This is a genomic window from Streptomyces sp. NPDC048018 (assembly GCF_043202995.1).
Taxonomy (GTDB): Bacteria; Actinomycetota; Actinomycetes; order Streptomycetales; family Streptomycetaceae; genus Streptomyces.
Map to the genome: position 1 here is coordinate 1,062,302 of NZ_JBIDBK010000001.1, position 23,733 is coordinate 1,086,034.

Here is a 23,733-nt window from a genome sequence, read left to right on the forward strand (position 1 = left end):
TTCTCGTCGATGTCGGGCAGAGCGTGTACGGACAGGGCGTGCAGGTGTGGGCGGGGCGGGCGGGGTGTCACACCTCGAAGCGGTATCCCATCCCGGGTTCGGTGATCAGATAGCGGGGGTGCGACGGGTCCGCCTCCAGCTTGCGGCGCAGCTGCGCCATGTAGACCCTCAGGTAGTTGCTCTTGGTGCGGTGACTGGGCCCCCACACCTCCCTGAGGAGACGTTGCTGGCTGACGAGGACGCCGGGGTTGCAGATGAGGATCTCCAGCAGGTGCCACTCGGTCGGGGTCAGCCGGACGTCGCGGTCACCGCGCCGTACCTTCTTCGCCACGAGATCGACCGTGAACTCGTCGGTCGCGACCACGGCACCGGCCGCACCTCCCGTACCGGGTCGCGCACGGGCGGGCGACTCCTCGATCCGGCGGGTGGCCGCCCGTAGCCGGGCGAGGAGTTCGTCCATGCTGAACGGCTTGGTCATGTAGTCGTCGGCGCCCGCGTCCAGCGCGCGGATCTTGTCCTCGGACCCGCTGCGGGCGGAGAGCACGAGCACCGGGGCACGGTTCCAGCCGCGCAGCGCCCGGATGAGGTCGATGCCGTCCATGTCGGGCAGCCCGAGATCCAGGAGGATCACGTCCGGTTGCTCGGTGGCCGCGAGCCGGAGCGCGGTGGCGGCGTCGTAGGCCGCGTCCACGTCGTACTCGCGGGCGTTGAGGTTGATCGTGAGAGCACGCGTGAGCTGTGCGTCGTCCTCGACGACCAGGACCCGGGTCATCGGCGTACTGCCTTTCGTGTCGGGCGTGGCGTGGATGCGCGCCGGGAGCCGGCAGCCGGGGCGTTCCCGGACTGCCGGCTCCCGTGGGGCGGAGGTAAGGCCATCAGCCCCTGGCCGCCACGAGGTTCTTCAGGGCGGTGTTGAGCTGCAGGACGTTGACGCGGGGCTCGCCGATGAAGCCGAGGACGCGGTCGTCGGTGTGGTCGGCGACCAGCTTCTCGACCGTCGCGACGTCCAGCTTGTTGCGCTCGGCGACCCGGTGGACCTGGAGCTTCGCGTACTCCGGGGAGATGTGCGGGTCGAGGCCGGAGCCGGAGGAGGTGACGGCGTCGGCGGGGACGTCGGCCGGCTTCACCCGGTAGTCGGCGGTGGAGTTGTCCTTGACGACGGCGGCCTTGGCGTCGGTGACCCACTTGATCAGGTCGGCGTTGTCACCGGAACGGTTCGTGGCGCCGGACAGGATGATCGAGTACTGGGTGTTGACGCTGTTGCTGCCAAGGCCGTTGGAGGGGCGCGGCTGGAACCACCTCAGGTCCGGGACCACCGCCTCCTCCGCGTCGTCCGGGTTCTTCTTCGGCAGGTTGTAGGTCTGTCCGATGAGTTCGGAGCCGACGACCCTGCCGCTCGCGTCCTTGATCTCGGAGCCGTTGGCCTGGCCGGGGAGGGCGAGTTGGGCGATGCCGGTGACGGCGAGCGGGTAGAGCACGCCCGTCACCACGGTGAGGACGAGCAGGGCGCGGAGTCCGGCCCAGAGCAGGCGCCCTGTGTTTCCGACGGAGTTGTTCATGGTCGTCAGCCGATCCCGGGGATGAGGGAGATGAGCAGGTCGATGAGCTTGATGCCGACGAACGGGGCGATGAGGCCGCCGAGTCCGTAGAGGCCGAGGTTGCGGCGGAGCATCGAGTCGGCACTGGAGGGGCGGTAGCGGACGCCCTTCAGGGCGAGCGGCACCAGGGCCACGATGATCAGCGCGTTGAAGACGACGGCCGACAGGATCGCGGACTCCGGCGAGGCCAGGCCCATGATGTTCAGCTTGTCCAGCGACGGGTAGGCGACCGCGAACATCGCGGGGATGATCGCGAAGTACTTCGCCACGTCGTTGGCGATGGAGAAGGTCGTCAACGCGCCTCGGGTGATGAGGAGTTGCTTGCCGATCTCGACGATCTCGATGAGCTTGGTCGGGTTGGAGTCGAGGTCGACCATGTTGCCGGCCTCCTTCGCGGCCGACGTGCCCGTGTTCATCGCCACCCCGACGTCCGCCTGCGCGAGCGCGGGTGCGTCGTTGGTGCCGTCGCCGGTCATCGCGACGAGCTTGCCGCCGGCCTGCTCGCGCTTGATGAGGGCCATCTTGTCCTCGGGGGTGGCCTCGGCGAGGAAGTCGTCGACACCGGCCTCCTCGGCGATGGCCCTGGCCGTCAGCGGGTTGTCGCCCGTGATCATGATCGTCTTGATGCCCATGCGGCGCAGCTCGTCGAACCGCTCGCGCATGCCCTCCTTGACGACGTCCTTGAGGTGGATGACACCGAGGACGCGCGCGCCCTTGTCGTCCTCCACAGCCACAAGGAGCGGCGTGCCACCAGCCTGGGAAATGGCGTCGGTGACGTCCTGGGCGTCCCTGGCGACCTCACCACCGCGTTCCTCCACCCATGCCACGACCGAGCCGGTCGCGCCCTTGCGGACCTGCCGGCCGTCCACGTCCACACCCGACATGCGGGTCTGGGCGGTGAACTCGATCCACGTGGCGTCGGCGAGCTCGCCCTGGTGGCGTTCGCGCAGCCCGTAATTCTCCTTGGCCAGGACCACGACGGAGCGGCCCTCGGGGGTCTCGTCGGCGAGCGAGGAGAGCTGGGCGGCGTCCGCGAGCTCGGCCTCCGTCACGCCCTTCACCGGGACGAACTCCGCCGCCTGGCGGTTGCCCAGGGTGATGGTGCCGGTCTTGTCGAGCAGCAGCGTCGACACGTCACCGGCGGCCTCGACGGCGCGGCCGGACATCGCGAGGACGTTGCGCTGGACGAGCCGGTCCATGCCGGCGATGCCGATCGCGGACAGCAGCGCGCCGATCGTCGTCGGGATGAGGCAGACGAGGAGCGCGGTCAGCACGATCATCGAGGTCTGCTTGTCGGCCCCCGCGTAGATCGCGAACGGCTTCAGGGTGACCACGGCGAGCAGGAAGACGATCGTGAGGGACGCCAGCAGGATGTTGAGGGCGATCTCGTTGGGCGTCTTCTGCCGGGCGGCGCCCTCGACCAGGTTGATCATCCGGTCGATGAACGTCTCGCCCGGCTTCGTCGTGATCTTGATGACGACCCGGTCGGACAGCACCTTCGTACCGCCGGTGACGGCCGAGCGGTCGCCGCCGGACTCCCGGATGACCGGTGCCGACTCGCCCGTGATCGCGGACTCGTCGACGCTCGCGACGCCCTCGACGACGTCACCGTCGCCGGGGATGACGTCTCCGGCCTCGCAGACCACCAGGTCGCCGATCCTGAGCTCGGTGCCGGGGACCTGCTCCTCTCCCTTGCCGTCCTGGGTGAGGCGGCGGGCGACGGTGTCGGTCTTGGCCTTGCGCAGGGTGTCGGCCTGGGCCTTGCCGCGGCCCTCGGCGACGGCCTCGGCCAGGTTGGCGAAGATCGTGGTCAGCCACAGCCAGGCGGTGATCACCCAGCCGAACCAGTCGCCCGGGTTCTTGACCGCCAGCGCGGTGGTGACCACCGAGCCGACCAGGACCACGAACATCACGGGCGACTTGACCATCACGCGCGGGTCGAGCTTCCTGATCGCGTCGGGGAACGACGTGACCAGCTGCTTCGCGTCGAAGAGTCCCCCGCCGACGCGTCCGCCCTCGGGCTTGTGCCCCGCGGGCGCGTCCGGGTGGGGTGCCCGGGTGGGAGTGATGGTGCTCATGCTGCGAGTCCTTCGGCGAGCGGGCCAAGGGCCAGGGCCGGGAAGTAGGTGAGACCGGTGATGATGACGATGGTGCCGACGAGCAGGCCGGTGAACAGCGGCTTCTCGGTCCGCAGGGTGCCCGCGGTCTCGGGTACGGGCGTCTGCTCGGCGAGCGAGCCGGCCAGCGCGAGGACGAACACCATCGGGAGGAACCGGCCGAGCAGCATGGCGATGCCGATCGTCGAGTTGAACCACTGGGTGTCGGCGTTCAGGCCGGCGAAGGCGGAGCCGTTGTTGTTGGCACCCGAGGTGTACGCGTAGAGGATCTCGGAGAAGCCGTGCGCGCCCGAGTTCGTCATCGAGTGCGCCGGGGTGTCCAGGACGAAGGAGGCCGCCGTGAAGCAGAGCACCAGCGCCGGGGTGATCAGGATGTAGCAGGCCGCGAACTTGATCTCGCGGGTGCCGATCTTCTTGCCCAGGTACTCGGGCGTGCGGCCGACCATCAGACCGGCGATGAACACCGCGATGACCGCCATGATCAGCATGCCGTAGAGGCCGGATCCGACGCCGCCGGGCGCGATCTCGCCCAGTTGCATGCCCAGCAGGTTGATCCCGCCGCCGAAGCCGGTGTTCGACGAGTGGAAGGAGTTCACCGCGCCGGTCGACGTCAGCGTGGTGGCGACCGAGAAGATCGCCGACGCGCCGATGCCGAACCGGGTCTCCTTGCCCTCCATCGCGCCGCCGGCGATCTCGAACGCCGGACCCCTGCCCGCGAACTCGGTCCACATCATCAGCGCGGTGAACCCGAGCCAGATGACGCCCATCGTGCCGAGGATCGCGTAGCCCTGCTTGAGCGAACCGACCATGCGGCCGAAGGTGCGGGTCAGCGCGAAGGGGATGACGAGGATCAGGTAGACCTCGAAGAGGTTGGAGAGCCCGTTGGGGTTCTCGAAGGGGTGGGCGGAGTTGGCGTTGAAGTAGCCGCCGCCGTTCGTGCCCAGCTCCTTGATGACCTCCTGGGAAGCGACCGCGCCGCCGTTCCACTGCTGCGAGCCGCCCGTGAACTGACCCACCTCGTGGATCCCGGAGAAGTTCTGGATCGCGCCGGTGGCGACGAGGACGAGGGCACCGACCACGGAGATCGGCAGCAGGATCCGGACGACGCCGCGGACGAGGTCGGACCAGAAGTTGCCCAGCTCGCCGGAGCGCGAGCGGGCGAAGCCGCGGACCAGCGCGACGGCCACCGCCATGCCGACGGCCGCCGAGACGAAGTTCTGCACCGCGAGGCCGCCGGTCTGGACGACGTGGCCCATGGCCTGCTCGCCGTAGTACGACTGCCAGTTGGTGTTGGCGACGAACGACGCGGCCGTGTTGAAGGCCTGGTCCGGGTCGATCGACACGAAGCCGAGCGAGCCCGGCAGCGCGCCCTGCACCCGCTGCAGCAGGTAGAGGAAGAGAACGCTCACCGCGGAGAAGGCGAGCACCCCGCGCAGGTACGCCGGCCAGCGCATCTCGACGTTCGGGTTCGCGCCGATGGCCTTGTAGATCCACTTCTCGGGGGTGTAGTGCTTCTCCGAGGAGTACACCTTGGCCATGTAGTCACCCAGCGGCCGGTACGACAGACCGAGCGCGACGACCAGGGCGAGGAGCTGGAGGATTCCAGCCAGGACGGGACTCATATCCGTACTCAGAACCTCTCCGGCTTGACGAGGGCGAGGACGAGATAGGCCAGCAGGCCGGCGGCGACCACCAGACCGACGATGTTCTCGACAGTCACAGCTTCGCCACCCCCTTGGCGACGAAAGCCACCAGCGCGAAGATCGCGACCGTGGTGACGACGAAGGCCAGATCGGCCATCGTGAGCTCCCGAATGTGTGTGGATGAGATGAGCGGTCTTTCGGACCTGTCTGAGGAAAGCGCATTTCAGCCACCACGCCGCCGGCGTTGACGCCCTCCTAACGGGTAGCCCGGCCGTCTTGACACATCCCGTACGCGCCGCCGTCCCGGGTCGGTCGGCTCCCCCGTCGACCTGCCCCTTCGGCAGCCGGCCGGCGCATGGCCGGCGGCGTCGTACCGGCGTCGGGGATCCGTCGCGAGGCGCCCAGGTCGCCGGTCGCGACGGCGCGTCGCGTGAGCACGAGCCCAGTGCGGGCCTCGTCCCGGGACGGTCCAGGCGGAGCCGCGGGCGTGGCGGCGTCTCTGCACGCTCGTCCGCGCACCACCGTGTCGGGGACGGTCTCGGCGCCGGGCCGTTCGGTGTGCCGCCCGACGGCGTCCCTGGGCGATTCCGGGTGGCGGGACGCGGGTGGTGACGACGCCCGTGCCGGCGGCGGCTGCACGCGCCTCGGACGGCCCCGGGGGGGCCGTGAGCCGTCTTGTGCGGCCTCGGGCCGCCCCCGGCGGGGGTGGCGGGCGTTCAGAACTTCTCGGGCTTGACGAAGGCGGCCACCAGGTAGCCGACCAGCGTGGCCGCGACGATCAGACCGACGACGTTCTCGACACTCATGTTCCCGACAGCCCCTTCGGCTTCCTTGCGCTTCCTCGGATGTGCGCTCGTGCCGCGCCCTCCGCAGGGAACGCCTGCCGCGGGTCGCGCGCAGCCACTGTGACGGCTCTCCGGCGCGGGGGGACGCGTTGCCCTCAGGCTCTTGACACGATCCGTACGGGCGTCGAGCCCGGTTCCGGCACGGCGGGGGGCGGGCGAGACGCAGACGGCGGGGCGAGGGGGGAGCACGGACGGCGGGGCGGGGCCGCGCGGGGCACGGACGGCACGGGCGGGGCGGCCCGGCCCGCGCCACAGCCTGGCGGAGCGGGGCGGGGCCACAGCCTGGCGGGCCACAGCCTGGCAGGGCAGGGCCGGGGCGGGCGGGGCACGGCGAGGCTAGGCAAGACAGGGCACGACACGGCGAGGCGGGGCCGGCCAGGCAAAGCGCGGCCGGGCGAGGCACGGACGGCGGGGCCGGGCCACGGCCTGGCGCGGCGCGGCGGGGCCGAGCACGGCGGTGCGCGGCGCGGCGAGACAGGGCACGGCCAGGCGGGGTGGGAAGCCGGAACGGGCCGGGGTGCCGTTCCAGGAGTGCGTGTCAGGACTCCTGGGGCACCCCGGCCCGCGGCCGGTCCGGACCGCGACCCCCCTCTGGGTCGCAGGCCGGACGGGGCCCCGGCCGGACGGCCGTCGCATGGCGTGGGTTTCAGTCGGGACCCCCGCCCCCGGACTGCGCCCTGCACCGGCGCCGACGGTCGTCCGCCCCCCGTGCCGATCAGTCTTGACCGGACGCAGGCCGGAATCGATCGCTGTTGACGCGCCTCTGACGCCACTCCCGTGGGTCCTGACGCCGCCTTGACAGACGGGCGATCCGCCCGGTGCGAAGAAGGCGTCAGGGCGGGCCTCGTGACCGTCAGAGGGGCGTCAACGTCCGCCGGAACAGGCCGAGTCGGGCACTAGATTCGTCAACCGCCGCGCACCGTCGAGGACGTCAGTGGCTCGACCCTCGACGACGGCCGCTCGGCGCCATGCCTCCCATCCGCATGCGCCGAGCCGGGCCGGCGTCCCGCCGATCGCCGTACGTCCTCGTGATCGGCGGGACGCCGTCCCTCCTCGTCCCGTTCCTCCGTCCGCTCGTCCGTACGACGTCTCCGGGGGCCGCCCGGTACGTCCAGCCAGCCGATCCAGCCGCCGCCCCTCCCCGGGCGGCGGCTGCTTCATGAAGGTCCTGACCGCATGAATCCCACCGCTCCCGTCCAGCAGGTGCCTTCCGTCCCGCCCCCGGCACGTCCTCCCCGGCGCAGACGCAGCGTGGAGGGCGGGCTGCTCGACCCCGCCCAGATGCTCGGCTCGGTCCCCGACGCCCTGCGCAAACTGCATCCGCGGCACCTGGTCCGCAACCCGGTGCTCTTCGTCGTCGCCGTCGGATCGGTGCTCACCACCCTCTCCGCCGTCGTCCACCCCTCCGTCTTCACCTGGGTCATCAGCGCCTGGCTGTGGCTGACGGTCGTCTTCGCGAACCTGGCCGAGGCGGTCGCCGAAGGGCGCGGCCGGGCCCAGGCCGAATCACTGCGCCGGGCCCGTACGGACACGGTGGCGCTGCGGCTCAAGCACTGGCGGTACGGCACGAACCTCCACACGGCCGAGACGGAAGCCGTCGCCGCCACCGAACTGGCGATGTTCGACTTCGTGCTCGTCGAGGCGGGCGAGCTGATCCCCGCCGACGGCGACGTGGTCGACGGGGGCGCGGCGGTCGACGAGTCCGCCGTGACCGGCGAGTCGGCCCCGGTGATCCGGGAGGCCGGGGGTGACCGCTCCGGTGTCACGGGCGGCACGACCGTGCTGTCGGACCGGATCGTCGTCCGGGTCACCTCCCGGCCCGGCCACTCGTTCATGGACCGGATGATCGCCCTCGTCGAAGGCGCCTCGCGGCAGAAGACCCCGAACGAGATCGCGCTCAACATCCTGCTCGCCGCGCTGACGACGGTCTTCGTCCTCGTCACCGTCGCCCTGCGGCCGATAGCCGCGTACGCGGGGGCCGCCCCGTCCACCACCGTCCTCGTCGCCCTGCTCGTGACCCTCATCCCCACGACGATCGGCGCCCTGCTCTCCGCGATCGGCATCGCCGGGATGGACCGCCTCGTACAGCGCAACGTGCTCGCCATGTCGGGCCGCGCCGTCGAAGCCGCCGGCGACATCAACACGCTGCTCCTCGACAAGACCGGCACGATCACCCTGGGCAACCGGGAGGCAGCCGACTTCGTCCCCCTGCCGGGGGTCGGGGAGGCGAGGCTCGCGGACGCCGCCCAGCTCTCCTCGCTCGCCGACGAGACGCCCGAGGGACGCTCGGTCGTGGTGCTCGCGAAGGAGCGCTTCGGGCTGCGGGCCCCGGCCGACGGCGAGCTCGCGAACGCCCGGTTCGTCGGGTTCAGCGCACAGACCCGGATGAGCGGCATCGACCTGCGCTGGGACAACGGTGCCGTCTGCCACATCCGCAAGGGCGCCGCCGCGCAGGTCATCGCCTGGGTGGAGATGTACGGCGGTGCGGTGCCGGCCGAGGCGCGCCTCTGGAGCGACGCGATCGCGGCCTCCGGGGGCACCCCGCTGCTGGTGGCCGTGCACGACGGGGACGGCCCGCGCGTGCTGGGCATCGTGCACCTCAAGGACGTCGTCAAGGACGGCATCAGGGAACGGTTCGCCGAGCTGCGGCGGATGGGCATCCGTACGGTGATGGTCACCGGGGACAATCCGCTGACGGCGCGCGCGATCGCCGCCGAGGCGGGAGTCGACGACTTCCTCGCCGAGGCCACCCCCGAGGACAAACTGACGCTGATCAGGCGGGAGCAGGAGGGCGGCAGGCTCGTCGCGATGACCGGCGACGGCACCAACGACGCCCCGGCGCTCGCCCAGGCGGACGTCGGGGTGGCGATGAACACGGGCACGTCGGCCGCGAAGGAGGCCGGCAACATGGTCGACCTCGACTCCAACCCGACCAAGCTCATCGAGATCGTCCAGATCGGCAAGCAACTCCTCATCACCCGCGGAGCGTTGACGACCTTCTCGATCACGAACGACGTGGCGAAGTACTTCGCGATCATCCCCGCGATGTTCACCGGCGCCTACCCCGGCCTCGAAGCGCTCGACGTCATGGGCCTGCACAGCCCCACCTCGGCGATCACCTCCGCCATCATCTTCAACGCCCTGATCATCGTGGCGCTCATCCCGCTGGCCCTGCGCGGCGTCCGCTACACGCCGGCATCCGCGCACGACCTGCTGCGCCGCAATCTGCTGCTGTACGGCCTCGGCGGCCTGGTCCTGCCGTTCGTCGGCATCAAGGTCATCGACCTGCTCGTGTCGAGCATCCCGGGCCTCGGGTGAACACACGTCAGGAGAGCATCAGAGAAACGGCTTCGGCCTTGCCCGGGGACGTGGCCAGAGATGGGATGAGAAGCGTGAACAGCGCGTGGCTCCTTCTCGACCGGCCGCCTCATCAGGCGTCGCCGAGTCGCACGCCCCGCTGTCGTCCGGGCGCGTCCGCCCTGCGCTGACGCCTGCCCGCACCACGTCACAGGGGCGCCGTGGCCGTTCAACCGGTCACGGCGCCCCTCTTCTCTCACATCTCATCAACCCTCCCTGGACGAACCATGTCTTCTTCTTCCCTGTCCGGACGCACCGTGCTCGTCACCGGCGCCACCTCCGGCATCGGCCACCAGACCGCCCGGCTCCTCGCCGAGCACGGCGCCACCGTGCTCCTCCACGGCCGGACCGCCGAGGAGGCGCACGCCGCGGTCGACCGTCTCGTCACGCTCTCCGACGTGCCGGCAGGGCAGTTGTGCGCCTTCGGCGCCGACTTCTCCCGCCTGGAGGAGGTCGAACAGCTCGCCGCACGGGTACGCGCCGAGCACCCGCACCTGGACGTGCTGGTCAACAACGCGGGCATGGCGGCGCCGGAGCGCCACACCGTCACCGTCGACGGCAACGAGATCGCCTTCCAGGTCAACTTCCTGGCGCACTACCTCCTCACGCACCTCCTGGAGCCGGCCCTGACCTCGGAGCCCGGCGGCCGGGTCGTCAACGTGTCCTCGTCGCTGCACCGGTCCGGCTCCATCCAGTGGGCCGACCCCAACCGGGCCCGCCGCTACTCCCGGCTCGCCGCCTACGCCCAGTCGCAGCTGGCCCTGACGGTCTTCGCCGCCGATCCGCGGGTCACCGCCGTCTCCGTCCACCCCGGGATCTGCGCCACCAGCCTGCTGCCGCTGTACGCCCACGACGGTGCCTCCCCGGCCGAGGGCGCGGCCCACGTCGTACGGCTCTGCGACCCGGCCGTCGAGATCGTCAACGGCGCCTACTACGACCGCGACCAGCGGGTCGCCCCGGCACCCGCCGCCACCGAGGAGCGCACGGTCAAGCGCCTCGGCAAGCTCGCCGACGTCCTCGTCGGCCACACCGCCTGAAGGGAACCCCAAGCATGTCCGAACGCGCACGCAAGAAGAGGGACCGCCGCAAGAAGAAGGCCAACCACGGCCGCAGGGCCGGAGCCCGCTGACCCGACCGGGGCGGCCCGCCACCCGGCGGGCCGCCCCCTGCCCGTACCGGAGGTTCCCCCGTGATCCCACACCCCGCCCACCAACCACCGTCCTGCGCCCGCGTGTTCCCCGTCGGCGGACCCGGCACCGCCGCCCTCTCCGAGCACGTCCTCACCACCGGCCACGGCACCTGGTGGACCGACCGCGCGGAACATCCCCGCGTCATCGCCGTCACCTGCGGCGACCACGCCCTCCTGGCCGGCGATCCCACCGTCCTCGCCCCGGCCGACCTCGCCCCCTTGGCGGGTCGCTGCGTCGAGGCCTCCGACCGCTTCCTTCCGGTCCTCGCCGCCGCGTTCGACCGCCTGCACCCCTGGGACCGCATGCTCTACGTACACCAGACGGACGGGACTCCCCCTCGTGTGCCGCGCACCGTGGAGGTGCGACGGCTCGCCGCCGGGGACGGCCCGGCACTCGCCGCAGGCTTCTCGCTGCTCACCCACCCGTCCCGCACCTGGCTGACGCCCTGGTCGGCCGGCCACCGCCGTGCCGCCTCCTCGGCTTGCACATCGGCTGACGCGCTTCACTTCCCGAGGCGGAACCTGAGCCGGCAGATCGCCGCGTCCGTGTCCCGGCGGACCGCGTGGGCGACGACCGCGCCCCGCTGGTTCTGCAGCAGTCGCTGCCACAGCCGCTCCGGCTCCGCCTCCGGGATGAGCACGGTGACCCGGGTGTCCGGGCGGGCTGCGGCGAGCTCCCGTACGTACGCGGTGATCGGTCGCCCGAGGGAGCGTCGCTCGGAGGGCAGCCGGACGAGCGGAACGCCCGGGTTCCACAGGGCCCAGTCCCGTTCCAGGGCCTCGGTCGCCGCCCGGTCCTCCGGATCCGGGTGGGCGACGGTGACCGCGCGGACCTCGTCGCCGAGCGAGACGGCGGCGGTCAGGGCCTCGCTGGTGAGCCGGGTCAGGGACGACACCGGCACCAGGACCAGCGAGTGTTCGCGATGCGGGGGCTCGGGGACCCGGCCGACGCCGAGGCGGTCGCCGATCCTCCCGTAGGCGCGGTGGACGGCCTCGAAGAGGGCGACGAGCAGCGGCAGGGCGATCACGATCAGCCAGGCACCGTCGTGGAACTTGGCAGCGGTGACGACGACCGCGGACACCCCCGTGAGCAGCGCGCCCAGGCCGTTCAGCAGGGCCTTGCCCCACTGCCGGGTGGCCTTCCAGTGCAGCACCATCCCGGTCTGGGCGATCGTGAAGCCGACGAAGACGCCGATCGCGAAGAGCGGGACGAGGGTGTTGGTGTCGCCGCCGGAGAAGACGAGCAGCGCGGCGGAGACGACGGCCAGCCAGAGCACGCCGTGCCGGTGCACCTGCCGGTCGGCCTTGAGTCCGAAGACGTGCGGCACGTAGTTGTCGCGGGCGAGCAGCTTCAGGAGGACGGGCAGACCGCCGAAGGAGGTGTTCGCCGACAGGGCCAGGAGGACCATGGTGGCGAACTGGACGACGTAGAAGGCCGCGTTGTGGCCGAGCGAGGCGTCGGCGAGCTGGGCGAGGACGGTGACGCCCTCGACCGGCTGCAGGCCGAAGCGGGAGATCAGCACCGACAGGCCGATCAGCATCACGCCGAGGAGCGCCCCGAGCGCGACCTCGGCCCGCATGGCCCGGCGGGCCGCCGGGGCGCGGAAGGCCGGCACGGCGTTGGCGATGGCCTCGACGCCGGTCAGCGCGGAGCACCCGGAGGCGAAGGCCTTCAGCAGGAGCAGCGCGCCGACGGTGGTGGCGTTGTCCGCCAGGACGGAGGCGTGCCCGGCGGAGGCCTCGGTGGAGACCGGCGCGTCGCGGAACAGCCCGACCACGATCAGGACCAGGATCGCGCCGACGAACACGGCGGTGGGGACGATGAAGGCGCGGGCCGAGTCGACGATGCCGCGCAGGTTCACCGCCGTGATCAGGACGAGGACGCCGAGACAGATCCACAGCCGGTCGCCGTAGAGGCCCGGGAAGGCCGACGTGAGGGCGGCGACGCCCGCGGTGACGGCCACCGCCACGTTGAGCACGTAGTCGAGGACGAGCGAGCCCGCCGCCACCAGGCTGGTGCGGCGCCCGAGGTGGGCCTTCGCGACGGCGTAGGAGCCGCCGCCGTCCGGGAAGGCCGCGATGACCTGCCGGTACGAGGCGACGAGCACCCCGAGCAGCCCGGCGATGGCCAGGGTGACCGGCAGCGTGAACCCGAGCCCGTACCCGCCGGCCGCCGCCAGGACCAGGACGATCGCCTCGGGCCCGTACGCCACCGACGCCATCGCGTCCAACGACAGGGCGGCAAGCCCCGTGACGGCGGTCAGCCGATGCCGACTGCCGGCTTCAGGGGGCTCCTCGGCGCTCGGAGCGGCACCGTTCGCGGTGGTCAGGACAGCCATCTGCGCATCCCTTTCGGTCTGTTCTCCGCTCAGGCTGAGGGGAGAACAGACCGTTGCCGGGACGTCTTCACGTGCCCTTGACGCCCCACGCCGGCATTCGTACACGCTTTTGACGGCGCGGGAGTCGAACTGCTCCACGGGTCCGCATGCCGCAGATGCTCGCGTCGCGCCCGGGCGGGACGCACCCGCGCGTGCGGACTACGCCTGCCGTTCCGGGGCGGGCGTCACTTCCCGGCGGTGCCGGACGCCCCGCCGACGGATTCCTGATAGAGGTCCGCGTAGGTGCGGGAGCCCTCGATCAGGCTGTCGGAGAACGCGGCGACGTCGGGGCCGATGAGCTCCATGACCCCCTTGCCCTCGGCGACACCCTCCTCGAAGAAGTCGACGATCCCGGGCAGCAGGGGCCCGTCCGGCAGGTCGATCGGCCCGACCTTGAACAGGTACTTCTGCATCTCCTTGTAGACGATCTGGTAGTCGGCCGGGAGCGCCTTGACCCGAGCCTTGTGGGCCCGCCACTGCTTCTTGCCCTCGACGATGTCCTGGATGCCCACGTCAGCCTCCCAGCCGGCTCAGTTTCCTGGCGACGTTCCTGTTCAACTGCTCGCGCCAGCGGTCGCGATAGGTCCGGGCCCCTTCCCCGCCGGCCAGCGCCGTGCAGAATCCCCGGATGTCGTCACCGAGTACCTCGTCGATGCGCTGCCCGTCCGCCGCCGCCACTTCGAGCAGCCCCAGGGCCGCGTCGAGGAGGGGCATCAGGTTGCGGCCGGTGAAGTCCCCATGGGGAGAGAGGTGGCCCTTGATCTGCTCCCACGCCCCCCGGTAGGCGTCCGGCAGGGCCTCGGCCCGGGCTTCGAACGCCTTCCACTCCCTGGTGAGATCGCTGCCCGTGATGGTCTCCCAGAAGCTCATCTCCCGCCCTCCTTGAGCCTGTCGATGCGTGATGAGACGTACCGCCACTTCGCCCAGAACCTCGCGAGTTCCTCGCGTCCGGCATCGTTGAGGGCGTAGAACTTGCGCGGCGGACCGACCCCGGAGGGGCGTTTGGTCACCTGGACCAGTCCGTTCCTCTCCAGTCGCAGCAAGATGGTGTACACGGTCCCCTCGACGACGTCGGTGAAGCCGAGTTCGTTCAGCTGACGGGTGATGGCGTACCCGTAGGTCTCCTCGCTGCCGATGATTTCGAGCACGCACCCTTCGAGCGTGCCTTTCAGCATCTCCGTCAGATCGTCCATCGCGCGTCCTCCTCGGCACGATCGGTACTGCGTAGTACCGAGTACCACTATACGGTACCACTAAGTAGTGGGGTTCACCCCGTAAGCCGGCGGCCACGGACGCACCCCGCGATCCGCGACGCCACCGGTCCGGGCTCGGGGCGCTCCGGTTCCCGGGGGACGGCGGGGAGGGGAAGCTCGGGCGCGACGCCTTCGGAAGGACCTCCTGCCGCATCCGGCCGTCGCCCGGTGCGCATGCCTCACCTGCGACCGAACCGATCCGTGATCTGATGCGGTCTGACCGAGCCGCTGTCGAATCCCCACTCGGATGGCCCGATGAGCACTCCGCACACCCCCGCTCCGTTGCCCTCGCCCGCCTCGGAACCGGAGCCGGAGCCCCGGCACGCCGGGTGGCTGGAACTCTTCTTCGATCTGGTCTTCGTCGCCGTCGTCGCGCAGCTCTCGCACGGCCTCCACGGCGACCCCGGGTGGCGCGAGTTCGGTGTGTTCCTCGGCCTCTACTTCCCGCCCTGGTGGATGTGGGCGAACCTCACGGTCTCCGCCAACCTCTTCCAGGACGACAGCGCCCGCCGCCGCGTCGTCATGCTGGCCGCGATGCTGTGCCTCGCCGTGATGGCCGCCGCGGTGCCCGAGGCCGACGGGGACCGTGCCGCCGCCTACGCCCTCGGCTACGCGGGCACCCGCCTCGTCCTGCTCGCCCTGTGGTGGCCCGCCACCCGCTTCCCCGCGCCCCGCACGCTGCCCCGCTGGCGGCCGCTGACCTACTGTCTGCTCTCCGGGCTGCTCTGGGCCGGCTCGGCGGCGGTTCCGGCTCCCTGGCGCTACGGCATGTGGGCCGTCCTGCTCCTCGCGGAGACGGCCCTGCTGCTGACCGCGCGGGGGCGAGCCATCCCGGGCCGGGTCCACACCGGCCACCTGGTCGAACGGGTCGGCCTGTTCGTGATCATCGTCCTCGGCGAGTCGGTGCTGGCCCTCATCACCGCCACGGACCACACCTGGACCGCCGGAGCCGGGATCGTGGCCGTGCTCGGATTCGTCCTGCTGGCCGCGTTGTGGTGGTCCTACTTCGACTTCGCCTCGACCGCGGCGGAGCGCGTCATCGGCGCCGCCGGCACCCACGAGGCCTACCTCCTCGCCCGCGACGTGGGCGGCTTCCTGCACTTCTTCGTCACCGCCGCCGTCATCTCCATGGCCGCCGGACTCGCCACGGCCGTGGAGGAGTCCGGCCACGACCACCTGCCGAGGGGCGCGGTGTGGGCCCTCGCCGGCGGGTTGGCCGTCTACCACGGAGCGCACGCCCTGATCGCGCTCCGCTTCGGCCGGCCGCTGCGCGAGGTGGCGGTCTGGGCACTGCCCGGGGTCGCGGTCCCTCTCCTGGTGGTCCTCGGCGCCAACGTCCTCGCGCCGTGGCTCGTGGTGCTGCTCCTCGCGGCCGAGGCGATCGCCCACCTGCTGTACGCGAAGGCCGCCCGGTCCCGCCGTGTACTGGCCGGCACCGGCTAGGAAGTCCGTCCGCGGGTGGAGCGCGACACCCCGGGGCGGGCCGCTGCTCCCGGGCCCGGTGGAGCCCGCCCCTGTCCGCCTCGCGGATCACCGTCGCCGGACCCCGCAGGGTTACGACGCGAGGATTCCGATCGCGGTCGCCGGTGCGCTCCTTCAGCCGTTCCAGGAAGGAGCGTGCTCCGCGTCGGACGTGCTCGTCCCGGCCAGGCTGCCGGTGGACGGAGTCGGCGCCGGGGACGGACACCGAGCGGGTGGGGGTGTTCCGGTTCGACGACGGGGTCGGGGCGGTGAGACTCCGCCGTGCGCTCGTGGCCGTGTCCTCGTCAGAGGTGGTGCGGGATCTCCTCGTTGTCGCGGGAGGTGCCGGGGCTGCTCTCAGGTCATGGCCACGACGACCTTGCCGGCCTTCGCGCGGCCCTCCTCCACGTACTCCAGGGCCTGCCGGGTCCGGTCGAAGGGGAAGACGCTGTCGACGACGGGACGGATCTTCCCGGCCTCGATCAGCGGTGTGATGCGGCGCAGTTGGCCACCGTCGGCCTTCATGAACAGGAACGAGTACGTCACGCCGCGGCGCTCGGCGAGGCGCCGGGTACGGAAGCTCAGCGCGCCCATCACCAGCCGCAGGATCGCGTTCGCGCCCAGCTCACGGGCGAACGCCGCGTCGGGAGGGCCTGCGACGCCGATGACCTTACCCCCGGGCCTGAGCACCCGCAGGGACTTCTCCAGCGTCTCACCGCCGAGGCTGTCCAGGACGACGTCGTAGTCGTGGAGGACCGACGCGAAATCCTGCGTCCTGTAGTCGACCACGACGTCCGCGCCGAGTTCCCTCACCAGGTCGGCCTTGGCCGTGCTCACGGTGGTGGCCACGTGCGCGCCGAGGTGCTTGGCCAGCTGGATGGCGATGGTGCCCAGGCCGCCGGAGCCGGCGTGGATCAGGACCTTCTGACCGGGCCGCACCTGTGCCCGCTCGACCAGTGCCTGCCAGGCGGTGAGGGCGACCAGCGGAAGGGAGGCGGCCTCGGTCATGGTGAGGTTGGCCGGCTTGATCGCCACGTCGTCCTGGTGGACGGCGATGAGCTCGGCGAACGTGCCGATGCGGTCCTTGCCGGGCCGCGCGTAGACCTCGTCGCCCACCGCGAACCGGGTGACGCCCGAGCCCACCCGGACGACGACCCCGGCGAAGTCGTTGCCCAGGACGAGCGGGAACCGGTACGAGAGGAACGTCCTGAACTCCCCGTCGCGGATCTTGAGGTCCAGCGGGTTGACTCCCGCCGCGTGGATCCGGACGAGGACGTCGTCGGCGCCCGGCACCGGGTCGGGCCGCTCGGCGGCGTGCACGCCGGCCCTGTCGCCGTAACGCTCGATCATGAAGGCCTTCATCGTCGTCTCCCGTCGTCCCGCCCCGTTCGGGGCGGGGGCTCTGCTCGCCCTGGGCTCCTCCCAGCGCGAGACGCGGTGTGGTGTTCGCCGGCACCGCGTTCCCGGCCGGTGCCGCGACCGGTCATCCGCCCTGTCCGGTGGGGCGCCGGCTCCGCAAGTCGTGCCGGAGCTCGCCGTGCCGAGCGCGTACCCGGAGACCCGCAGTCCCGTCCGGTGCCCGAAGGCCGTGCAGCGCATCAGGTGTCCTCACGCCGGAGCGCCGCGGGACGAAGGATGGGGGTCGGGCAGGCGGTACGGCAGGCGGGCCTCAGGCCGCGTTCGCCGGCGCGGACAGGAGCTGCTTGACGTAGCGGGTGGTGTCGTCGGCGAGGATCTCGGGCAGGGCCGCCTCGACGCCCCGCAGCGCCTGTGCGGCGACATCGGCGGGGTGGGCCTTCTGGTCGGCGGGGACCGCGGCGGCCATGTCGGTGTCCATGTAGCCGACGTGCAGCGCCGAGACGGCGATGCCGCGCGGCGCCAGTTCCTCCCGGACCGCGTCCGTCAGCGCCCATGCCGCAGCCTTCGCCGCCGCGTAGGCCCCCATGCCGGCCGGATGCAGCCAGGACAGCACGGACAGGACGTTGAGCACGGCGCCACCGCCGTTGCCCTCGATGACCGGCGCGAAGGCCCGGGTGACGGCGAGCGGCCCGAAGAAGTTCGTCTCCATCTCCAGGCGCACCGCGTCCGGGGAGCCCGCTATCAGGGGCGTGGCGGTGGAGATGCCGGCGTTGTTCACGAGCAGCGTCGCATCGGACGCCACCGCGGCGGCGGCGCGGACCGAGTCCTCGTCGGTCACGTCCAGGCGCAGCGGGATGACGCCCGGCAGGTCCACCGTCTCGGGGCGGCGGACCGCCGCGTACACCGTGGCCTCGCGCTCCACGAGCTGTGCGGCCAGATGCCGCCCGAGGCCCCGGTTGGCGCCGGTGACCACGGCGACCGCGTTCCTGAGTTCCATCCGTACTCCTGACATCGGGGGTGGATCACGACCACCCAAGAATAGATTACTTGTGACATCTAAATTGGAGTATAGGATAGATGTCGGTCAGCATCCAATCGGGAGGTGGCGATGGGCCGCGTATCGCAGGCGCAGGCGGAGGAGAACCGGCGGCGGGTCGTCCAGACCGCGTCCCGGATGTTCCGGGAGCAGGGCACCCATGTCAGCGTCGCCGACCTCATGAAGGCCGCCGGGCTCACCCACGGCGGCTTCTACAAGCAGTTCGCCTCGAAGGAGGCACTCGTCGACGAGGCGACCGCCCACGCGTTCGACGAGCTGGCCCGGCTGCACACCGCCGGGCTGGAGCAGCACGCCGGACGGCGCGACGCCGCCCAGCAGGCGCTGATCGACACCTACCTCTCCGTCGAGCACCGCGACAGCCCGGCGGACGGGTGCCCCGTCGCCGCACTCGCCACCGACATGGCACGCCAGCCCGCGGATCGCGAGGCACGCCGCGTCTACACCCAGGGAGTGGGCGACTTCGCCGACTGGCTCGGCACCGAGGACCAGGACGGCATCACCCGGCTGTGCACCATGCTGGGCGCACTCCTGCTGGCCCGGGCCACCGCCGGCTCCCCGCTCTCGGAGGACATCCTCACCGCCGCACGTGCGGCGTTGACCGCGGCCGACTGACGGTGGATCCGGCGCGGAGCCGCGCACCGCGGGCCGCCACCGACCAGCCGGGCGACCGGGCGACCGCGGACAGCAGGAAGCCACGCACGGCGGGGCCCGACACCGGACCGGCCGGTCACACCCGGGAGGGGCGCCCAGATCCGGGCCCCTGTCTTCTCACGGCGCCTTCGGGCCGGGGCGCGGGGTCGATGAGATGCGGGCGTCGGGCCCTCCGGGCAGAGTGGGGAAGGACCTGTTCGCACCGAGGTGGTCCCCTGGGGTCCCGCGCGCTGGAGACGGGACGGAGTGATACGAGATTGTCGTGACGTCGGAGTGATCGATGTTCCGCAGACGCCCGGCCGACAACAGCGAGGACCTGCTGGTCCGGCTCGGGTCGCTGACCGCCAAGGCTCGGGAGCTGGCCGAGACCCAGCGTTCCCGTGTCGAGCTCGCCGTGGCCCTGCAGCGCGGCATGCTGCCCTCGGACCTGCCCAGCCTTCCGGGCGCCCGGCTGGCCGTCCGCTACGAGCCCGCCAACCACGGGCTCAACGTCGGCGGTGACTGGTACGACGCCTTCTCCCTGCCCGGCGGGCGGATCGGGATGTCCATCGGTGACGTCCAGGGGCACAACATCGAGGCGGCCGCCTTCATGGGACAGGTCCGCGTGGCACTGCGCGCGCTGGCCTCCGTCAGCGGAGACCCGGGAGAGCTGCTCGGTCGCACCAACGACCTGCTGGTCTCTCTGGGCGCCGACCTCTTCGCCACCTGCACCTTCCTGCGGCTCGACCCCGCCGCCGGCACCCTGGAGTGCGCCCGGGCCGGTCACATCCCGTACATCTGGGCCACCAGCGACGGCCGCTCCGGCATCGACGACAGCGAGGGCGGGCCTCCGCTCGGTGTGCTCCGCGGCGTCGACTACCCGGCCACGCGCCACCGGCTCTCCGCCGACGGTGTCTTCGTCCTCCTGACCGACGGGGTGGTGGAGGGCCCCTCGCTCCACGTCGACGAGGGTCTGGACCGGGTGACGAGGCTCGCCGGGATCACCGCCGTCGCCGGGCTGGACGTCGACGCGCTCGCGACCGCCGTCATGAAGCTGGCGGCCACGGTGGGGCACGAGGACGACGCAGCCGTCCTGGTCGTCGGCCATGACGGCGGTCCCGCCCAGTCGGCGGTCGAGGGGTGACGGGGGCTCGCCCGGGGTCGACCCGCCCCGTTCGGGACCCCGGGCCGGTCCCGTTCGGGACCACGGGCCGCCCCCATTCGGGACCACGGCCGCCCCCGTTCGGGACCCCAGCCCGTCCCCGTTCGGGCCCCCGGCCCTCCCCCGATCGGGACCCCGGGCCGGTCCCGACTCCACCAGCCCGTCCGGACTCGTGCCGCACGGCGGCGCCCGACACGCAGGGGTGCTTGCCCGGTCGTGGCGGTCCGGCCGGTGTCTCATGGCTGGCGTGTTCGTTATTCGGCAGTTCCGGCCCTTTACCGAGACGGCGCTGATCTCGCTGGCCGTGGCGGTCTGCTACTACTCGGCGGGACGGCTCGGCCTGCTGGGCCGCCTCGTCGTCGAAGGCGTGGTGGCGACCCCCATCTGGCCGCCCACCGGCGTCGCCGTCGCCGCCCTGCTGCTGTTCGGCGCGCGGGTCTGGCCCGGGATCGCCCTCGGCTCCTTCCTCGTCATCGCCTCCCTCACCACCCCTGGGCCCACCACCACGGTCACCGTGGTGAGCAACACCGTCGCGCCGCTCTGCGCCTTCCTGCTGCTGAGACGGGTCGGCTTCCGGCTGGACATCGCGCGGCTGCGGGACGGACTCTCACTGATCTTCCTCGGGGGCTTCGGCGCCATGCTGATCAGCGCGACCGCGGGGGTCGGACTCCAGGTGGTCACAGGCTCCCTGAACAGGGGCGAGTTCTGGGCCGTGTGGCTGGCCTGGTGGGCGGGCGACACGATGGGGGTCCTGCTCGTCGCTCCGCTCCTGCTCGTACTCGCGGGGGCGGCCGGTCGGTTCCGGGTACGGCGCTGGAAGGAGGCGGTCTTCCTGGGGCTGACGACCCTGGTTCTCGTCCCCCTGGCCGTGCTCAGCCCGATGGGCCTGCTCTTCCTCGTCTTCCCCCTGCTGGTCTGGGCGGCGCTCCGCTTCCAGCTCGCCGGAAGCATGCTGTGCGCGCTCTTCGCTTCCGTGTTCGCCACCTTCGTGGCGACCTCCGACCGGGGCTCGTTCTTCCGACTGTCGGACGTCGAGATCATGGTCAAGCTCCAGACGTTCAACGGTTCCGCCGCCCTGACCGCCCTGCTCCTCGCCTCCGTCATCACCGAGCAGCGTGCGACCCGCCGTTCGGTGCGCCACGCCTGCGAGGAACTGGCGGAGGTCCTGGAGCACCTCGCGGCGGGCGAGCCCTCGCCGGCTCCGCCCGCCGGGCGCCCGCCCGAGCCCTCCCAGAGCCGGCCGGCCCCACCCGGTGGCCTCCGGGATCCATGACCCTCCGCGTCCGCGACGGATCCGCTCAACGGTGGTCGCGGCGCTCACGGTCGGGTCGTCGGTCCGGGGGGCGGGAGATTCCGGCGTCGCGTGGGCGGCCGTCGAGCAGAAGCGGCGCCGGAGCCGGTGGTCACGCCGAACCCGCCCCGGCCCGGGCGCGACCACACTGCGACCACCAGCACCTCAAACGCACCGAAGGCCGCCTCTCACGGATGAGAGAACGGCCTCCGACCTGCGTTTCCGCACAGTCGGGACGACAGGATTTGAACCTGCGACCCCTTGACCCCCAGTCAAGTGCGCTACCAAGCTGCGCCACGTCCCGATGCCCGCCTGACCTGGGGTTTCCCCGGCCGAACGCGCACGAGAACCATACCGCACTTCCGCGCGTGGTCACGAACCCGTTTGCGGCTTGACCTCAAGCTTGCTTGAGGTTGCACGGTGTGTGTCATGACGACCACCACGTATGCGACGGACCCCGCGGACGCACGGGACGACACGGCGCGCCTGCGCCGGCTGATGGGGCTGATGACCGGTGCGGAGAAGCACTCCTCGGCCGCCACCTCCACGCTCGACGCCCTCTGGGTGCTCTACGACCGGGTGCTCCGGGTGGCGCCCGGGACGGCCGACGACCCCGGGCGGGACCGGTTCCTGCTGTCCAAGGGGCACGGACCCATGGCGTACTACGCCGTCCTCGCCGACAAGGGCTTCGTGGCGGAGGACGCACTGCTCGGGTTCGGCGGCTACGACTCCCCGCTCGGGCATCACCCTGACCGGACCCTCGTGCCCGGGGTCGAGATCGGGAGCGGGTCGCTCGGGCACGGGCTGCCGCTGGCGGTGGGGACCGTGCTCGGGCTGCGGGCCCAGGGGCTGACCGAGCCGAAGGTGTGGGTGCTGGTCGGGGACGCCGAGCTCGACGAGGGGAGCAACCACGAGGCGCTCGCCTACGCCGGACCGGCGGGCCTGGAGCAGCTGCACACGATCGTGATCGACAACAGCTCCGCCACCCACGGCTGGCCCGGCGGGATCGCCTCGCGGTTCGAGGCGGCCGGATGGTCCGCCGCGACCGTGGACGGGCGGGACCACGAGGCGCTGTACGCCGCGTTCACCGCGCCGCACCCGGGCCGGCCGAGGGCGGTCGTCGCCCGCGTCGAGCCCAAGAACTCCTGAGCCCCCTCTCCCCCGGCCCCGCCCCGCCCGGGGCCGCCGAACACCTTCGAGGAGACCCTTCCGTGGACACCATGCGCGACCGCTTCATCGCCACCGCCGACCGCCTGCTCGCCGACGACCCCCGTCTCGCGCTGCTGCTCGCCGAGATCAGCAAGGACGGGTTCCAGCAGGCGCTGCGGCGCCACCCGGACCGCGTGATCAACGTCGGGATCCGGGAGCAGCTGCTCATCGGGGCCGGGGGCGGGATGGCGCTGACGGGGATGCGGCCGATCATGCACACCTTCGCCTCCTTCCTGGTGGAGCGGCCCTTCGAGCAGCTGAAGCTGGACTTCGGGCACCAGGGCGTGCACGGCGTCCTGGTCAGCGCGGGCGGCTCGTACGACTGGCCGTCCGGCGGCTTCACCCACATGTCCCCCGGTGACGTGGCGCTGATGGACACCCTGGACGGCTGGACGGTGCACGTGCCGGGGCACCCGGACGAGGCGGAGGCCCTGCTGCGGCAGGCGGTCGCGAGCGAGGGGTCGGTGTACCTGCGCCTGTCGGTGCACGCCAACGCCTCGGCGCACCCGCTCGCCCGGAGCGGTTTCACCGTGCTGCGCGAGGGCTCCCGGGCGGTCGTCGTCGCGGTGGGGCCGATGCTCGACGCCGTCTTGGCAGCGACCGAGGGTCTGGACGTGACCGTGCTGTACGCGACCACCATCCGGCCCTTCGACGGTGCGACGCTGCGCCGGGCGGTGGCCGGGGCCCGGCCCGACGTCGTGCTGGTGGAGCCGTACCTCGCCGGGACCTCGACCGCAGCCGCCAACGACGCGCTCGCCGAGGTGCCGCACCGGGTGCTCGGACTGGGCATCGGACGGCGCGAGCTGCGCCGTTACGGCAGCATCGAGGAGCACCTGGCCGGACAGGGGCTCGATCCGGCGGCGCTCCGGGCGCGGATCGCGGCCTTCCTGGGATGAGCGCGGGACGTCGCCAGGTCACCACGGAGAGTGAGGGAGGGCGGAGCGTGCGGCGGATGCGCCTGCGCACGCTCCGTGACGATCCCCCTTCGCCCTGTGCGACCCGCTCCTTGCCCCCACTGCGCCCCCGGGTGCTACCGGCGCACCCCCCGGGCGGGCTTCGCGAGCGTGGATACCGTGCGGTAACGGCGGGGCGGAGCCCGGGGAGCCGTTCCGGAATGCCCGATCCTCCCTGAACATCCGTATCGACGACATCCCTGCCTTCTCGATGCGGTTCGCCCATGAATC

21 protein-coding genes and 1 tRNA gene are annotated in these 23,733 nt (G+C 71.8%); 9 read left to right on the forward strand and 13 right to left on the reverse strand.

The window, feature by feature from the left end; translation table 11 throughout:
- Positions 1–67: 67 nt before the first annotated feature.
- The 6 genes from ACGF1Z_RS04730 to kdpF (ACGF1Z_RS04755) all read right to left on the reverse strand — a co-directional run bounded on the left by ACGF1Z_RS04730 (position 68) and on the right by kdpF (ACGF1Z_RS04755) (position 6,164).
- Entirely contained in the window at positions 68–772 is a 705-nt protein-coding gene (locus ACGF1Z_RS04730; protein WP_392999854.1) for a response regulator, read from the reverse strand.
- Positions 773–875: 103 nt separating this feature from the next.
- Complete coding sequence (locus ACGF1Z_RS04735) at positions 876–1,559, reverse strand: potassium-transporting ATPase subunit C (RefSeq protein WP_392999856.1); 684 nt, start codon at positions 1,557–1,559, stop codon at positions 876–878.
- A gap of 5 nt (positions 1,560–1,564) precedes the next feature.
- Complete coding sequence (kdpB, locus tag ACGF1Z_RS04740) at positions 1,565–3,676, reverse strand: potassium-transporting ATPase subunit KdpB (RefSeq protein ID WP_392999858.1); 2,112 nt, start codon at positions 3,674–3,676, stop codon at positions 1,565–1,567.
- Positions 3,673–5,337 (reverse strand): potassium-transporting ATPase subunit KdpA, encoded by a 1,665-nt coding sequence (gene kdpA, locus ACGF1Z_RS04745; protein ID WP_392999860.1) that lies wholly within the window; start codon positions 5,335–5,337, stop codon positions 3,673–3,675. Before kdpA ends, kdpB (ACGF1Z_RS04740) begins: the two co-directional genes overlap by 4 nt.
- A gap of 8 nt (positions 5,338–5,345) precedes the next feature.
- Positions 5,346–5,435: a K(+)-transporting ATPase subunit F gene (kdpF, locus tag ACGF1Z_RS04750; protein WP_190102311.1), complete on the reverse strand. Its 90-nt coding sequence runs from the start codon at positions 5,433–5,435 to the stop codon at positions 5,346–5,348.
- 639 nt (positions 5,436–6,074) lie between these two features.
- Positions 6,075–6,164 carry a K(+)-transporting ATPase subunit F gene (kdpF, locus tag ACGF1Z_RS04755; RefSeq protein ID WP_392999863.1) on the reverse strand — a complete coding sequence of 30 codons (90 nt, stop codon included), beginning with the start codon at positions 6,162–6,164 and terminating at the stop codon, positions 6,075–6,077.
- A 1,215-nt stretch (positions 6,165–7,379) separates the two neighbouring features.
- Between kdpF (ACGF1Z_RS04755) and kdpB (ACGF1Z_RS04760) the strand changes: the two genes are divergently transcribed.
- From kdpB (ACGF1Z_RS04760) to ACGF1Z_RS04770, 3 genes are all read left to right on the forward strand, one after another.
- Positions 7,380–9,521 carry a potassium-transporting ATPase subunit KdpB gene (gene kdpB / locus ACGF1Z_RS04760; protein ID WP_392999865.1) on the forward strand — a complete coding sequence of 714 codons (2,142 nt, stop codon included), beginning with the start codon at positions 7,380–7,382 and terminating at the stop codon, positions 9,519–9,521.
- Positions 9,522–9,787: 266 nt separating this feature from the next.
- Positions 9,788–10,597: an SDR family NAD(P)-dependent oxidoreductase gene (locus tag ACGF1Z_RS04765; RefSeq protein WP_392999867.1), complete on the forward strand. Its 810-nt coding sequence runs from the start codon at positions 9,788–9,790 to the stop codon at positions 10,595–10,597.
- Positions 10,598–10,611: 14 nt separating this feature from the next.
- Positions 10,612–10,689 (forward strand): 50S ribosomal protein bL37, encoded by a 78-nt coding sequence (locus ACGF1Z_RS04770; RefSeq protein ID WP_393000328.1) that lies wholly within the window; start codon positions 10,612–10,614, stop codon positions 10,687–10,689.
- Between the two features lie 563 nt (positions 10,690–11,252).
- On the opposite strand, the gene ACGF1Z_RS04775 is transcribed toward ACGF1Z_RS04770, so the two are convergent.
- The 4 genes from ACGF1Z_RS04775 to ACGF1Z_RS04790 all read right to left on the reverse strand — a co-directional run bounded on the left by ACGF1Z_RS04775 (position 11,253) and on the right by ACGF1Z_RS04790 (position 14,320).
- Positions 11,253–13,088, reverse strand: a complete 1,836-nt coding sequence (locus ACGF1Z_RS04775; RefSeq protein WP_392999869.1) for an APC family permease — start codon at positions 13,086–13,088, stop codon at positions 11,253–11,255.
- Between the two features lie 224 nt (positions 13,089–13,312).
- Positions 13,313–13,639, reverse strand: coding sequence for a DUF1048 domain-containing protein (locus tag ACGF1Z_RS04780; RefSeq protein WP_392999871.1), 327 nt, complete (start codon positions 13,637–13,639; stop codon positions 13,313–13,315).
- A 1-nt stretch (position 13,640) separates the two neighbouring features.
- On the reverse strand, positions 13,641–13,997 hold the full coding sequence (locus tag ACGF1Z_RS04785; RefSeq protein ID WP_392999873.1) for a DUF1048 domain-containing protein: 357 nt from the start codon (positions 13,995–13,997) through the stop codon (positions 13,641–13,643).
- Positions 13,994–14,320, reverse strand: a complete 327-nt coding sequence (locus ACGF1Z_RS04790; RefSeq protein WP_392999875.1) for a PadR family transcriptional regulator — start codon at positions 14,318–14,320, stop codon at positions 13,994–13,996. Before ACGF1Z_RS04790 ends, ACGF1Z_RS04785 begins: the two co-directional genes overlap by 4 nt.
- A gap of 315 nt (positions 14,321–14,635) precedes the next feature.
- Between ACGF1Z_RS04790 and ACGF1Z_RS04795 the strand changes: the two genes are divergently transcribed.
- Positions 14,636–15,823, forward strand: coding sequence for a low temperature requirement protein A (locus ACGF1Z_RS04795; protein WP_392999877.1), 1,188 nt, complete (start codon positions 14,636–14,638; stop codon positions 15,821–15,823).
- A 375-nt stretch (positions 15,824–16,198) separates the two neighbouring features.
- On the opposite strand, the gene ACGF1Z_RS04800 is transcribed toward ACGF1Z_RS04795, so the two are convergent.
- A complete protein-coding gene (locus tag ACGF1Z_RS04800; RefSeq protein ID WP_392999879.1) occupies positions 16,199–17,203 on the reverse strand; it encodes an NADP-dependent oxidoreductase in 1,005 nt (334 codons plus the stop codon).
- Positions 17,204–17,510: 307 nt separating this feature from the next.
- Positions 17,511–18,197 carry an SDR family oxidoreductase gene (locus ACGF1Z_RS04805; protein WP_392999881.1) on the reverse strand — a complete coding sequence of 229 codons (687 nt, stop codon included), beginning with the start codon at positions 18,195–18,197 and terminating at the stop codon, positions 17,511–17,513.
- 111 nt (positions 18,198–18,308) lie between these two features.
- Between ACGF1Z_RS04805 and ACGF1Z_RS04810 the strand changes: the two genes are divergently transcribed.
- From ACGF1Z_RS04810 to ACGF1Z_RS04820, 3 genes are all read left to right on the forward strand, one after another.
- A complete protein-coding gene (locus ACGF1Z_RS04810) occupies positions 18,309–18,869 on the forward strand; it encodes a TetR/AcrR family transcriptional regulator (protein ID WP_392999883.1) in 561 nt (186 codons plus the stop codon).
- A 319-nt stretch (positions 18,870–19,188) separates the two neighbouring features.
- Positions 19,189–20,031, forward strand: coding sequence for a PP2C family protein-serine/threonine phosphatase (locus ACGF1Z_RS04815; RefSeq protein ID WP_392999885.1), 843 nt, complete (start codon positions 19,189–19,191; stop codon positions 20,029–20,031).
- A 256-nt stretch (positions 20,032–20,287) separates the two neighbouring features.
- Positions 20,288–21,322 (forward strand): MASE1 domain-containing protein, encoded by a 1,035-nt coding sequence (locus tag ACGF1Z_RS04820; protein WP_392999887.1) that lies wholly within the window; start codon positions 20,288–20,290, stop codon positions 21,320–21,322.
- Between the two features lie 248 nt (positions 21,323–21,570).
- On the opposite strand, the gene ACGF1Z_RS04825 is transcribed toward ACGF1Z_RS04820, so the two are convergent.
- Positions 21,571–21,644: transfer RNA gene (locus ACGF1Z_RS04825), tRNA-Pro, on the reverse strand.
- Positions 21,645–21,769: 125 nt separating this feature from the next.
- Between ACGF1Z_RS04825 and ACGF1Z_RS04830 the strand changes: the two genes are divergently transcribed.
- Positions 21,770–22,489, forward strand: a complete 720-nt coding sequence (locus ACGF1Z_RS04830; protein ID WP_392999889.1) for a transketolase — start codon at positions 21,770–21,772, stop codon at positions 22,487–22,489.
- A gap of 62 nt (positions 22,490–22,551) precedes the next feature.
- Positions 22,552–23,445 (forward strand): transketolase family protein, encoded by an 894-nt coding sequence (locus ACGF1Z_RS04835; RefSeq protein WP_392999891.1) that lies wholly within the window; start codon positions 22,552–22,554, stop codon positions 23,443–23,445.
- The last annotated feature ends 288 nt before the right edge of the window (positions 23,446–23,733 follow it).